This window comes from Micromonospora sp. NPDC005367 (assembly GCF_040606825.1).
Lineage (GTDB): Bacteria > Actinomycetota > Actinomycetes > Mycobacteriales > Micromonosporaceae > Micromonospora.
Genome location: NZ_JBEXFP010000049.1, coordinates 20,675 through 33,346, shown reverse-complemented (window position 1 = coordinate 33,346; position 12,672 = coordinate 20,675). Strand labels below are relative to the sequence as shown.

Genomic DNA, 12,672 nt, shown 5'->3' with positions numbered 1-12,672 from the left:
ATTTTGACGATGTGCGGCACGCCGACGAGGACCACGAACATCGACCACATTGGACGATGTCAGCCGGCCCTTGCCGCGGTTCGCACTCCGTCGTCGCCCTACCGGTCACCGTCGGGACGATGTGCCGAGTCTGCCGGGACAGGGCTCGTCCAAGCCACGGAAAACAGTTGGAAATCAGATGCGCGTCGCCTCTCGGGCCGGCGGCGACCGGCCCGTGCCGGCCGAGCGGGCGGCCGGCACGGGCCGATAGGGGCCGCCCGGTGGGACGGAGGGTTACCTGCTCGCCAGCCCGAGGCCGATCGTCCTGGTCAAGGTGGCGTTGTCGTCGTCGCCGTCCAGCGACCAGATCATCGCCCCGGCCAGGCCGGCCCGGCGGACGTACCGCATCTTCTGCAGGACGACCGCCGGATCGTCGTACGTCCAGAACGTCGTACCGTCGAACAACCAGGCGTGCCCGCCGCGCGGGTCGCGGTGGAGCGTGTAGCCGGCACCGGTCAGGGTCTTGAGTCGCCGGTAGTCCTCGTACCCGGCCTCGAAGGTGGCCGGCGCGGGCCCCGCCGCGGCCTGGAAGAGGCCGTTCCCGCCCCCGGTGACGCCGGTCCAGCCCCGCCCGTAGTACGGCACGCCCAGGACCAGCTTCCCGCGCGGCGCGCCGCGGGCGACCCAGCCGTCGATCGCCACCTCGACGGAGAAGTCGGGGTCGTCCGGCGCGCCCGCCGGCACGCGCAGTGCCGACTGCTGGTTGGTCACCGGATCCCATCCGCCGTGGAAGTCGTAGCCCTGGACGGTGGCGAAGTCCAGGTACCGGAAGATCTTCCGGCCCTCGTATCCGGCGTCCATGGTCGCCGGGTTGGCCGGCAGGAAGGCGGTCAGCTGGTAGTGCTCGCGGGTCTGCCGGCCGTACGTGTCGAGCTGCCGGCGGAACTCGGCGAGCAGCTTGGTGAAGTTCTGCCGGTCCTCCGGGCGTACCACGTTGCCGGGCTCACCCGGCCAGTTCGGCCACTCCCAGTCCAGGTCGATGCCGTCGAACACGCCGGCCGCCGCCCCCGGCCCGCCGCTGCCACCGTCCAGGATCGGAAGGTTTCCCTTGAGGTAGAGATCGATGCAGGAGGCGACGAACGCCTTGCGGGAGGCATCGGTGCGGGCGGCGTTCGAGAAGTACGTCGACCAGCTCCAGCCGCCCAGCGAGATCAGCACCTTCAGGTCGGGATGCTTGGCCTTGAGCTTGGCCAACTGGCCGAAGTTGCCGTTGAGGGGTTCACCCCAGGCATCGGCGACGCCGTCGACGCTCTCCTCGGCCGGGACGGGACGCTGGTAGTCGGCCCAGGCGTCGCCTTCGCCCGGCCCGCCGTCCACGTAGCAGCGTCCGTCCTCGCTCACGTTGCCGAAGGCGTAGTTCACGTGGGTGAGGTGGTCTGCCGCGCCGGAGGTGTCGAGCTTGCCGACCGGGTAGGCCCGGTCGTAGATGCCCCACTGGGTGAAGTAGCCCACCCGCAGGTAACCGGCACGGTCGTGCGGGTGTCCGCCTGCGCTCGCGGCGGTCGGTGGGCCGGTGGTGATCAGCATGGCCGCCAGGGCGACGAGGGCGGTGAGACGGAATGTTCGCATGGCACTCCCAAAGGATTGCGCGAAAATCAGTAAAGAGCCCTTCCTGATCGATGAAGTTAAGCGGATCACACTCCACGGTCAAGCATTGACATCGAGCACTCGCCGGCGGTACCCGTCAGCGGCGTCGCCAGCGGATCGGTAGCCGCTTCACCCCGCGCTGGAAGTTCGAGCGCAGGTACGCGGGCGCGCCCGCGTACGCGACGCTGGTCGTACGCGCCAGCAGCGCCTCGAACAGCGCGCGGACCTGGCACCGGGCCAGGTGCGCGCCGAGACAGAAGTGGGGTCCGTGCCCGAAGACGAGATGCGCATTGGGGTGCCGCGTGAGGTCCAGCCGGTCCGGCTGGGCGAACACGCTCTCGTCGCGGTTCGCGGACGTGAACGAGACCACCACCTTGTCGCCCGCCCGCACCGGTACGTCGGCGATGGCGGTGTCCTCGGTGGCGGTGCGCCGGAACATCATCACCGGAGTCCACCAGCGCAGCAACTCGTCGGCGGCGGTGTCGAACAGGGCCGGTTCCCGGCGCAGCCGCTCCATCTGCTCTGGGTGCTCCAGCAGAGCGATCATCGCGCCCGGCAGGCCGTTGCGGACCGTCTCGTTGCCGGCCACGGCGAACAGCCAGAACATGTTCTCGAACTCCTCCGTGGCAAGCCGCTCGTCACCCTGCCGCGCCAACAGGATGGACATGACGTCCTGCCCGGGACCTCGGCGCTTCGACTCGGCCAGCAGGTGCGCGTACGCGTAGAGATCCGCCATCCCGGCCCGGGTGCGCGGATCCGGCATCCGCCCATCGGGGTCCGGCGCCGGCCGGTGCCGCAAGGCCGCACGCGCCACCTCGGTGCCGGCCCGCGGGTCGAAGGCGGCCGACACCGCGTAGTCCGGATCCTGGAAGCCGATCACCCGGTTCGACCAGTCGTACAGCAACCAGCGGTCGGGCTCCGGCACCCCGAGGACGTCCGCGAGGGTGAGCAGCGGCAGGTCCGCCGCGAGGTCGCGGGCGAAGTCGCAGACCCCTTCGTCCGCATCGCCGAGCGCGCGCTCGACGAGTAGCGCCGCGTTCGTCCGGATCGACGCCTCCAGGACGGCGACCGCTCGCGGGGTGAACGATCGGGCGACCGGCCGGCGCAGGCGCCCGTGTTCCGGCGGATCCATGTTGAGCATCATGCGGCGGACGTAATCGAGATCCGCGGCGGTGGCCGGGTCGCGGATCTGGGTGGCGCCGAGCCGGGACGAGAAGAGCCGCGGCTGCCGGAGCACGTCGGTCACGTCGGCGTGCCGGAGCACCAGCCAGAAGCCGGGTCCGCCGGGTAGCCCGAGCAGCGGTGGCTCCTCGACCCACACCACCGGAGTGGTCGCGCGCAGCACGGCGAGCAGGTCGTACGGAACGCCGTCGACGTAGGTGCGGGGGTCGGCCAGCGGCGTCGGGTCGGCGGTCACCGCCCGAGGAAGTCCTCGATCACCGTGGCCAACCGCACCGGTGTCTCGTACATCGCGTAGTGCCCGGCGTTCGGGAGTACCTCCAGCCGGGCGTTGGGATAGTGGCGCATCCAGGTCTCGCGAATCATGTTGGCGCCCAGTGCCGGGTCCTGTTCGCCTACGATCGCGAGCGCCGGAACGGGATTGCCCTTCACCTCGTCGGTGAAGTCCGTCCGCGCCCAGGCCTTGAGATAGGCGCCGAACGCCTCGCGGGCCGAGTTCTCGACCGAAAACTGGACCATTTCGTCCAGCCAGCGGCCGGAGAGCCGGTTGCCGGTGGTGAGGTCGATGATGGCGCGTCGGTTGGCCGGGTCGGCGGCCGCACCGTCGAACAGCGCCCAGCTCTGCAGGTCGAAGGGAACCCCGCCGGCCGGCACGGGGCTGATACCGACGAGGCGTTCCACCCGTCCTGGCGCGTCGGCGAGCACCCGCTGCGCGGCGCTGCCGCCCATGGAGTGCCCGACCACCGAGAACGTGTTCCAGCCCAGGGAGTCGACGAGCTCCAGGGCGTCGCGGGAGATCTCGGCGATGCTGAAGTCGCCGGCGATCCCGATGCGCTCGCCGTACCCCCGGTAGTCCAGGAACGCCCAGGTGAAGCGCTCGGTGTCGAGCAGCTCCGGCAGCCAGCCCCAGCCACGGGCCGACCCGAACCAACCGTGCAGGGCGAGCACCCTCCGCGGCCCACGACCGACGCTGATGTGGTTGATCGTCATCACGACCCCTTCCGCTGCTGCGGCGCTACGACGGGACCCGGCGCACGTGGAAGCGACCGTAGTGCCCATGAGAACCGAGGGGAAGGGAGTCGTCGCCCGCTGTACAGACCTTGTCCCCGGCGTCGGACATCGCCCGGCCACGAGGCCTGCGGTCGCCGCTCGTCCCAGGCAACCCCGAACGGGGCACGCTGGGACGGCCGGCTCGACCGGCGTCGAAAAGCCGGATCGGGCTCCGATCCGGCTTTTCGACGCGCGTTTCTGCTGGGACGGCGGCCCCGCCGGCTACGCCTGGTTGGCGGCCGGGATCCGGACCGGTCCGAAGCTCTCCTGAATCCAGTTCGGGTAGGCGGCCGGCGGACGGCTCGCCGCGTCGAGTTCGGCGAGGTCCTGCTCGGTCAGGGTCAGGTCGGCGGCGGCCAGGTTGTCGGTGAGCTGGTCCAGCCGGCGGGCGCCGACGATGACGCTGGTGATCGCCCGCTGGGCGAGCACCCAGGCGATCGCGACCCGGGCGGGGCTCACCTCGTGCCGCGCGGCGACGGTGCGCACCACGTCGACGATCTGGTGGCCCTGCTCCTCGTCGAACTGGACGAAGTCGCCACCGACCTGGCTGCGCCGGGAGACCTCTTCGCTGGCGGTGCTGCCCGGCTTGAACTTGCCGGAGAGGAAGCCACCGGCGAGCGGGCTCCAGACCGTCAGGCTCACCCCCTCGTCCTCGGCCATCGGCACCAGGTCGCGCTCGGCGTCGCGGGACACCAGCGAGTAGTGGATCTGGTTGGCGACGAACCGGGCCCGGTCCTGCCGCGACGAGATGCCCAGTGCCTTGCTGACCTGCCAGGCCGCGAGGTTGGAGCTTGCGATGTAGCGGACCTTGCCCTGCCGTACCGCGTCGTCGAGGGCGGCCAGCGTCTCCTCCATCGGCGTCAGGTGGTCGTAGTTGTGGATGTGGTACACGTCGATGTAGTCGGTCTGCAGTCGGCGCAGGCTGTCCTCCAGCGCCCGCATGACGTGCAGGCGGGTGAGGCCCTGATCGTTGGGTCCGGGTCCGACGGGGGCGAGCAGCTTGGTGGCGAGCACGATGTCCCGCCGGCGCTGCTTGATCGCCCGGCCCAGCATCTCTTCGCTCTCGCCGTCGGCGTAGACGTCGGCCGTGTCGATGAAGTTCACCCCGGCGTCGAGGGCCACGCCGAGCATCCGGTCGAGCTCTTCCTGCCCGAGCGCGCCGAGCTTGTCGTACACCGGGTGTCCGGTGCCGCCGAACGTCATCGTCCCGAGCGAGATCTCGGAGACCCACACGCCGGTGCGCCCCAAAAGCCGATACTTCACCTATAGCTCCAATTGGTCGTGTTCTGCCGCACACAAGTGCCAGCGTGCCGTGCGCTGGGTGGCGCGGACACAGTGTCGGACACGTTGTCCGGCGAAATGCTACACGCGGCTCAGCGTGACTGCCGAAGCCGGCAAAACTGTTGGGTGTTTGATCGACTCGCCTTCCTTGAAGCCGGGCTATCCGAGGCGCGTGGATGGCCCGACCTCAGGGATCTCGAGTCGATCGGGACCCGGGTGATCCGGCACAACCGGATATTCTCTCTCGAACCGGGCACGATGGCCGTCGTGCGGCATCTCGGTCAGCAGCCGCAGCGCGAGCGCGGTCACCCAGGCCCAGTCGACGAGGATCATCGCCCGTTGGATCAGGCCCTTGAACGGATGGTCCGTCTCCCATGCCATACCGAAGACGACCAGTAACCCCAGCCCGGCAACCCCGGTGAGCAGGTCGTACGCCGCCCAGCCCCGGCCGCCGGGCCGTCCGAGCGACCGCCGGGCGAAGACCAGGCAGGCGAGCGGCACCGACAGGAACACCAGCAGGCCGAGATTGTCGTGCAGCACATGGTGCCAACTGGGATCGGTGCCGCCACCGGGCGCAGTGCCGGGCGGATAGCCCCCCATCGGGTCCATCACGAACGTGCCGGAGAGCAACAGGCTGAGTCCGAAGACGGCGATGGCGAGCGAACCCCACTTTTCGGCGGGGCCGGTGTGCGACCTACGGCGTATCCCGACGCCGAAGGCGAGCAGCAGCAGTCCGGTCAGCACGAAGTTGGCGATCTGGAGCCACCCGCGATCGCCCAGGCTCAACGCGCTCACCGGGTGGTACGTCGGCTCGTAGCCGGGCCGGGTCGCACCGTCGACCAGGAACACGAGGATGAACAGCGCGGGAGCGGCAACCCCGCAGGCCAGCAGAGCCCGGGTCAGGCGACGCGTTCGCACGGTTCCTCCAGGATCGGGGTCAGCAGGCCGGGCGCGGCCGCCTCCGCGAAGGCGATCGCGGTGGACGCGGGGACGTCGATCGCGGCGTACCAGCCGTGTCCGGCCGCGGTGGTCGCCGCCAGCGTGGCCAGGCCGAGGCGGCGTTGCAGCACCGACTGGCGCACCCGCCAGCCGATGACGGCGGGGCGGGCGACGGCGGTGGTGGACCGGCTGAGCAGGCCCGAGCGAACCACCAGGTAGTCGCCGACGATGCCGTGCCCGAGCGATCGGTACGCGATCACGGCGGCGCCCACGGCCAGCGGGAGCAGGCCGAGGCCAGCAAGCCAGATCCGGTCGGGCAGCGCCGACACCATCCCGCCCAGCCAGATCAGCGCGACCACGCCCGCGGTACCCAGAACCGCCCAGCCGATCCGGCGGCGCAGCGCGGCTGGTGGGTGCGGGCGCAGCGGCACCCGGAACGGGTTCTCGGCCTCGTCCAGTTCGAGCACCTCGCCGGCGACCGCACGAGCCGCGCGAACCGGGCCGCGCGGCAGGATGGTGGTGGCCGGGTGCATGCTCCAGATCCGCAGACCGGTGGAGACGACGTTCGTGTCCGCCGTACCCATCCACCGCCAGAGCAACGGCTCGGAGATCTCGATCCCCCGCACCCGGTGTTCGTCCCGGTTGACCTCCCGGGTGTTCAACAGCCCCTGCGTGGTGCGCAGGAGGCTGCCGTTCACCGTCCTGACCCGAGCCAGCCGGAAGTCCCAGTTCTCCGCGATGAACGCGACCGCCATGCCCAGCACGCCGAGCGTGCCGAGCAGCAACCCGACGATCACGGCGGACCACCACGGGCCGAGCGCCCGCCAGTCGAGCAGCTCACCGACGAACCCGGCCGCGTCGAGCCCGAACGAGCCGGCTAACGCGAAGCCGCCCCACAGCAGGCCGGCGGCGGTGACCAACGACCAGAATCCGAAGACGTTGTGGAGCAACCAGGACCAGCGGATCCGAGCCAGGGTCCGGTCACCGGCGGGGTGGTCCTCAGCGCCAGATGTAATAGCCGCACCGGACGCCTCGTGTACCCCAGGGGCCGGCTCGGAGCCGCTGCCGATCGCCCCCGTCGCATCGGTCAGCAACCTCCGGCGTAGCTCCTCGGCGGTCGCCCGCGAAACCGCGTCGAGGTGCAACGCCTCGGAGCCGGCCGCCCCCGGTTGCCCGGTGCCGACGGTGACGACCCGGATCCCGGCGAGCCGGTGCCGCAACCGCGCGGTCGTGCTCACGCTGCGGATCCGGTCGATCGGCAGTGACCGTTCCTTCCGGACCAGCAGGCCCGTGCGGATCTCCACCCGCTCGTCCGTCAGTCGATAACGGGTCTTCAACCAGCGCAGGTTGTCCCGGGCGGCGTCGAGGACGCCCACAACCGCCGCCACGAGCACCGGGAGCAGCACCGCCGCGCCGGGTTCGTCGATGACGAGCAGCGTCAGCCCGGCCGGTGCCAGGGACAGGACGGCGTACAGCCCGTCGATCCAGACGATGCGCGAGTCGAGGCGACGCCACTGCGAGCCGACGGTCATGTCGCGTCCCCTCGTGTCCGCTGGACGATCTCCGTCAGCCGCCGGGCGGTCTCGTCAGCCACGTCCAGGTCGAGCCCGACGAGCACGACGGGACCGTGCGCGGAGGCGGTGGTCACGCTCACCGTGGCGAGCCCGAAGAGCCGCTGTACCGGCCCGCGCACCGTGTCGACGGTCTGGATCCGGGAGACCGGCGCCGCCCTCCACTCGCGGACGAACCAACCCGACACCGCGTACACCGCCTCCGGTGTCGTCTCCCAGCGGTACACGGCGTAGCGCAGGGACGGTACGACGGCGACGTACGCGAGCGCGATCGCCACCACGGCGACCAGCAGCGGCGTCAGCCACGACCGGGCCGCGTCCAGTACGGCGTGACCGGTCGCCACCGCGGCCACCAGTGGCGCCATCGCCAGGACCGCCCGCACCGTCCACCACCGGACGGCCCGCCGGTCGACCCGGTGCCGCAGCGACCGCAACCCGATCGACCGCGACCCTCCCACCGGGGCCGGTGCCCCCGGCCGTGGCTCCACCAGCTCCGGCTGAGCCGGCAGTGGCTGCACCGGTGCCGGCTCGGCCCCAGGGCTCAGGCGACTCATGGCATCTCCTCGCCGCGCTCGTCGCTGTCATGAACGGAGCGAACGAGCTTCACCCGCTCCCTCATGGTTAGACGGTGCGGCACCGGCCGACCTCGCCGCATCTGCCAGCCGACCAACCCGGCCTGGCCGCCTGGCCAGGTCCGTCAGCCTTTGGACCAGGGCCCGGGGACGTCGACCCTTTGTACGCTGGCCGCATGGATCGGGCTTGGCGAATCCATCCACCCGGCCGCCGGTGGCCCCGGCGCGCGACGGCCGGTCCGCGTCCCGAGACACGTCGGCGGACCGCCCGGGACTGGCTCGTCGACGCCGTGCTGTTCGGCGTCGCGGTCGGGCACTGGGCCTGGACGTGGCACACCACCCCGCTGCACCATGTCGACGGCATTCCTGGCTGGATGCACACCATCGACCCCTGGGTCGGTGCGGTCGCCTGCCTGAGCCTGTGGTGGCGCCACCGGTACCCGGTGGCTCTCGGCATCGCGATGTTCGGGGTGCTGATGGTGGCCGCGACGGGTCTCGGGGCCGCCCTGGTCATCGTGCTCACCGTCGCCGTGCACCGAAACTGGCTGCCCGCGACCCTGATCACCGGCATCCAACTGCTGCCGTCCCTGGCATTCGGCTTCGAGAATCCGCCGCCCGGCGTCACGCGCTGGGCGTACGTGACGCTGATCTGCCTGATGTACCTCGTACCGCTCGGATGGGGGATCGCGGTGCGGGCCCGCCGGCAACTCATCGCGAACCTGCGCCGAGAGGTCGAGCGGGAACGCCGCGACCACCAGCGACGACTGGACGGCGCCCGCCGCGCCGAACGTGAGCGCATTGCCCGGGAGATGCACGACGTCCTCGCCCACCGGATCTCGCTGATCTCGGTGCACGCCGGAGCGTTGGCCTACCGCACAGCACAGGCCGATGCGGGCGCGGGCATCGCACCGAACGCTGCCGAGGTGGGCGGTGCGATCGAGGTCATCCGCGACAACGCTCGGCAGGCGCTGGTCGAGCTGCGTGACGTACTGGCCGTGCTCCGCACCAGCGCCAAGGACGACCGCGAGCCGGACATCGGCGACCTCCACAGCGAAGGCGGCGACGGCGACCCGCCGCACCGCGACGAGGACCGGGGCGAACCGGTCGGCCGCAGCGCGCCGCAGCCCCGACTCGCCGACATCGGCCGGCTGGTGAGTGAGGCGCAGGCGGCCGGGCAACGGGTGCGGTTCGAGTTCGTCTGCGCGCCCGGTGCGGCCGAGTCGTTGCAGCCGGCGGTGCAGCGCACCGTGTACCGCACCGTGCAGGAGGGCCTCACCAACGCCCGCAAACACGCCGGTCAGGCCGAGGTGGCGGTGCGGGTGGAGGTCACCCCGGCGACGGGGATCGTCACCACGGTCAGCAACCCGCTTCCACCTGACCGCACCGCCGCCACGATCCCCGGTGCCCGCGCCGGTCTCACCGGGCTCGCGGAGCGGCTCGCCATCGACGGGGGCGTCATCGAACACGGGGTCGCCGACGGAACATTTCGGCTGACGACTCGGCTACCGTGGCCGCTATGACCGGCGGCGCGACGATCCGGGTGCTGCTCGTGGACGACGACGCTCTGGTCCGGACCGGTCTGCGACTGATGCTCGGCGGGGCACCCGACATCCACGTGGTGGGAGAGGCTGCCGACGGTGTGGACGTCGTCGACGCCGTCACCCGACTGCGCCCCGACGTGGTCCTGATGGACGTACGCATGCCGGTGCTGGACGGCATCGCGGCGACCCGGGCGATCGCGGACCGGACCGGACACCGCCCCGAGGTCATCGTGCTGACCACATTCGACGCCGACGCGACGATCCTCGACGCGCTGCGCAACGGCGCGGCCGGATTCCTGGTCAAGCACACCCCGCCCGAGCAGATCGTCGACGCCGTTCGCCGGGCCGCCGCCGGGGAGCCGGTCCTGTCGCCGACCGTCGCCCGTACCCTCATCCAGCACGTGGCCGGCGACGGTCGGCACCGCCCCGACGCGCGCCGGCAGCAGTCCCGGGAGCGGTTCGGCCGGCTGTCCGAGCGGGAGCGGGAGGTCGCGGCGGCCGTGGCGGAGGGCCTGACCAACGGCGAGATCGCCGACCGGTTGTTCATGTCGGTGGGCACCGTCAAGGCCCACGTCTCCAGTGCCCTGACGAAACTGGGCCTGGCCAACCGGATCCAGCTCGCGTTGCTCGCCCACGACGCGAGCGACGACGTGGCCTGAGCGACGCGGGCGGGGCCTGAGCGAGGCCGGCGGAGACCGAGGTCGCCACCCGGCAACCTGTCCTTCCATCTGCCTGAGAGGATTCGACAACACAACACACCCGCACCTATGGAGGACACAATGTCACCCTCCCCGGCCCGGATCTTCGCGGAACTGAACGCGGTGCGGCCACCGGATCAGGCACATCCGGTCATGGGCGGGGCAGTCGTGATCGGCGGCAGCGTCGCCGGTTTGCTGGCCGCTCGGGTGTTGTCCGACTTCGCGGAGAGTGTCGTCATCATCGATCGCGACGACCTGCACGCGACCGGCGCGCGTCCCGGCGTGCGGCAGGGGACACAGCTTCATGCGCTGCTGCCCGGCGGGTTCCTCCAGCTCGAACTCCTGTTTCCGGGCTTCCGCGAGCAGGCCGTGGCGCAGGGAGCGATCGAGGCTCCGCCGCCGAGCAGGCGCAACTACCTCGACGGCCGCGTAAAGGTCGTCGTACCCGACGACGCCGACAGCCTGGCGGGCACCCGTCCTCTTCTGGAAGGGCTGATCCGCCGGCGGGTGCTTGCACTGCCGAACGTCAAGACCGTGGCCGCCAGGGCTGTGGGTCTCGTCTTCGACGGGGCCGCGACCACCGGAGTCCGGGTGGATGTCGGCGGGACGCCCGGCGTCGAGAACGCCGACCTGGTGGTGGACGCCATGGGGCGTTCGAGCCGGCTCTCCGACTGGCTGGAGCAGGCCGGCTGGGACCGGCCAGCCACCCGACGGATGACGGTCAACCTCAACTACGCGACGGCGATGTTCCGACGACGCGAGACCAACCCGCATCCCGCTCTCGTCCTGGCACTGCACAGTCCCAGCGTGTCGTCGGAAGTGGCCGGTGCCGCGTTCTTCGCCGTCGAGGACGACCGGTGGATGGCCATGATGGCCGGCTACGGCGAAAACCGTCCGGGGCGCACCGCGGAGGACTTCGTACGGCGGATGCGCGAGCAGTTCCCGCCGGAGTTCGGCGAGGTCGCCGGGAACGAACTGCTCGGCGACGTCCAGACGTACCACCACGCCGACAGCCGACGGCGGGACTTCCACGCGCTGACACGATTCCCCGCCCGGCTCGTCAGCGTCGGTGACGCGGTGGCGTCGTTCAACCCGGTGTACGGGCAGGGCATTACCGCCGCGACCCTGCACGCGGCCTGCCTGTCGACGTACCTGCGGTCGAAGCCGGACCTCAGCGTGCCCGCGCGGGAGTTCCTCGCCCTGCAGAAGGTCGTGGTCGACGCCGCCTGGGCGACGTCGACCTCCGCCGACCTCGCGCTGCCGCACGTCGACGGCCCGTACCCGCGCGCGTACCGGCTCCGCAGCTGGGTCAGCAGGCAGATCATCTCGGCAACCGTCACGGACGTGGCCGTCGCGCGACGGTTCAACCAGGTCGTGTCCATGCGCGCGCACCCGAACTCGCTGATCACGCCCGGGGTGATTCTGGGCGCCCTGCGAGCGAACCGGCGGGCTCGCTCAGCGGATCAGCGGGCCCGCTGAGCGAACCGCCGGCTCGCTCGGCGGATCAGCGGGCCCGCTGAGCGAACCGCCGGCTCGCTCGGCGGATCAGCGGAGCGAGACGTACGCCAGCGGCACCGCGCTGTGCTGCCCCTCCCAGGACCCGGTAAGCCGGCTTCCCGGCAGACCGCTGTCCTCACCGAGCCGCCGGAGCACGGTCAGCTCGACGGATCCGCAGACGATCCGGGTCAGGTCACCGTCCTCGACCTGGTCGATCGAACCGACCGGAGGGGCGGTGGCCAGGCGGGGCCCGTCGGCGGCGATCGCCATGCTCGGCGCCCGTACCTCGCGCCGTCCGTCCACCTCGAAGTACTCCTCGGCCTGGCCCGTGCCGGTGAGGACGGCCGACGCGAGGGCCGCGCCGTAGACCGGGTCACCGCAGGCGTCGTACACCCAGCGGCGGCCCAGCACCGAATGCTCCGTCGTGCCGACGAGCCACCGCTGCGCGTCGTCCAGCGGAGCATCGCGGTAGGTCAACGGCACCTGGTGGATCGGCCCGGCACCGGCGCGCACCAGCAGCGTCTCGATCCCGACCCTGCCCGCCGGGTCGTCGAAGCGGTACGAGGCGACCCGCTCCGGGGCGACGCCCGCGTCGCCGCGGAACCAGGCCTGGTCGGGCAGCCAGGCGGCCAGGAGTTCGAGCTTCGTGGGGCGCACGTCCGCCCGGTGCAGCAATGCCATGCGGTGGATCATAGAGATGGTCGGCAGAAGGCGGCGG

11 protein-coding genes are annotated in these 12,672 nt (G+C 71.2%); 3 read left to right on the top strand and 8 right to left on the bottom strand.

Annotated elements, in window-relative coordinates:
* Positions 1-273: 273 nt before the first annotated feature.
* From ABZS42_RS26215 to ABZS42_RS26185, 7 genes are all read right to left on the bottom strand, one after another.
* Entirely contained in the window at positions 274-1,608 is a 1,335-nt protein-coding gene (locus tag ABZS42_RS26215; RefSeq protein WP_355149589.1) for a glycoside hydrolase family 18 protein, read from the bottom strand.
* A 115-nt stretch (positions 1,609-1,723) separates the two neighbouring features.
* Positions 1,724-3,043: a cytochrome P450 gene (locus ABZS42_RS26210; protein WP_355149587.1), complete on the bottom strand. Its 1,320-nt coding sequence runs from the start codon at positions 3,041-3,043 to the stop codon at positions 1,724-1,726.
* Positions 3,040-3,795 carry an alpha/beta hydrolase gene (locus tag ABZS42_RS26205; protein WP_355149585.1) on the bottom strand — a complete coding sequence of 252 codons (756 nt, stop codon included), beginning with the start codon at positions 3,793-3,795 and terminating at the stop codon, positions 3,040-3,042. Before ABZS42_RS26205 ends, ABZS42_RS26210 begins: the two co-directional genes overlap by 4 nt.
* Positions 3,796-4,077: 282 nt before the next feature.
* Positions 4,078-5,118, bottom strand: a complete 1,041-nt coding sequence (locus ABZS42_RS26200; protein ID WP_355149583.1) for an aldo/keto reductase — start codon at positions 5,116-5,118, stop codon at positions 4,078-4,080.
* A gap of 177 nt (positions 5,119-5,295) precedes the next feature.
* Complete coding sequence (locus ABZS42_RS26195; protein ID WP_355149581.1) at positions 5,296-6,054, bottom strand: DUF998 domain-containing protein; 759 nt, start codon at positions 6,052-6,054, stop codon at positions 5,296-5,298.
* Positions 6,036-7,607: a PH domain-containing protein gene (locus tag ABZS42_RS26190; protein ID WP_355149579.1), complete on the bottom strand. Its 1,572-nt coding sequence runs from the start codon at positions 7,605-7,607 to the stop codon at positions 6,036-6,038. The genes ABZS42_RS26195 and ABZS42_RS26190 overlap by 19 nt, the downstream gene beginning before the upstream one ends.
* Positions 7,604-8,200 carry a PH domain-containing protein gene (locus tag ABZS42_RS26185; RefSeq protein ID WP_355149577.1) on the bottom strand — a complete coding sequence of 199 codons (597 nt, stop codon included), beginning with the start codon at positions 8,198-8,200 and terminating at the stop codon, positions 7,604-7,606. Before ABZS42_RS26185 ends, ABZS42_RS26190 begins: the two co-directional genes overlap by 4 nt.
* A 194-nt stretch (positions 8,201-8,394) precedes the next feature.
* Between ABZS42_RS26185 and ABZS42_RS26180 the strand changes: the two genes are divergently transcribed.
* From ABZS42_RS26180 to ABZS42_RS26170, 3 genes are all read left to right on the top strand, one after another.
* Positions 8,395-9,738 (top strand): histidine kinase, encoded by a 1,344-nt coding sequence (locus ABZS42_RS26180; protein ID WP_355149575.1) that lies wholly within the window; start codon positions 8,395-8,397, stop codon positions 9,736-9,738.
* A complete protein-coding gene (locus ABZS42_RS26175) occupies positions 9,735-10,418 on the top strand; it encodes a response regulator transcription factor (RefSeq protein WP_355149573.1) in 684 nt (227 codons plus the stop codon). The genes ABZS42_RS26180 and ABZS42_RS26175 overlap by 4 nt, the downstream gene beginning before the upstream one ends.
* 120 nt (positions 10,419-10,538) lie before the next feature.
* Positions 10,539-11,936 (top strand): FAD-dependent oxidoreductase, encoded by a 1,398-nt coding sequence (locus tag ABZS42_RS26170; RefSeq protein ID WP_355149571.1) that lies wholly within the window; start codon positions 10,539-10,541, stop codon positions 11,934-11,936.
* A gap of 66 nt (positions 11,937-12,002) precedes the next feature.
* On the opposite strand, the gene ABZS42_RS26165 is transcribed toward ABZS42_RS26170, so the two are convergent.
* The gene (locus tag ABZS42_RS26165) at positions 12,003-12,635 is read right to left on the bottom strand and encodes a hypothetical protein (RefSeq protein WP_355149569.1); all 633 of its coding nucleotides are present in this window, start codon (positions 12,633-12,635) and stop codon (positions 12,003-12,005) included.
* Positions 12,636-12,672: the final 37 nt, after the last annotated feature.

What these genes read in the sequence shown, in the direction of transcription:
- ABZS42_RS26170 (WP_355149571.1), top strand. Translation starts at nt 10,539, where the DNA reads ATGTCACCCTCCCCGGCCCGGATCTTCGCGGAACTGAACGCGGTGCGG.
- ABZS42_RS26205 (WP_355149585.1), bottom strand. Translation starts at nt 3,795, where the DNA reads ATGACGATCAACCACATCAGCGTCGGTCGTGGGCCGCGGAGGGTGCTC.
- ABZS42_RS26180 (WP_355149575.1), top strand. Translation starts at nt 8,395, where the DNA reads ATGGATCGGGCTTGGCGAATCCATCCACCCGGCCGCCGGTGGCCCCGG.
- ABZS42_RS26215 (WP_355149589.1), bottom strand. Translation starts at nt 1,608, where the DNA reads ATGCGAACATTCCGTCTCACCGCCCTCGTCGCCCTGGCGGCCATGCTG.
- ABZS42_RS26185 (WP_355149577.1), bottom strand. Translation starts at nt 8,200, where the DNA reads ATGAGTCGCCTGAGCCCTGGGGCCGAGCCGGCACCGGTGCAGCCACTG.
- ABZS42_RS26165 (WP_355149569.1), bottom strand. Translation starts at nt 12,635, where the DNA reads ATGGCATTGCTGCACCGGGCGGACGTGCGCCCCACGAAGCTCGAACTC.
- ABZS42_RS26190 (WP_355149579.1), bottom strand. Translation starts at nt 7,607, where the DNA reads ATGACCGTCGGCTCGCAGTGGCGTCGCCTCGACTCGCGCATCGTCTGG.
- ABZS42_RS26175 (WP_355149573.1), top strand. Translation starts at nt 9,735, where the DNA reads ATGACCGGCGGCGCGACGATCCGGGTGCTGCTCGTGGACGACGACGCT.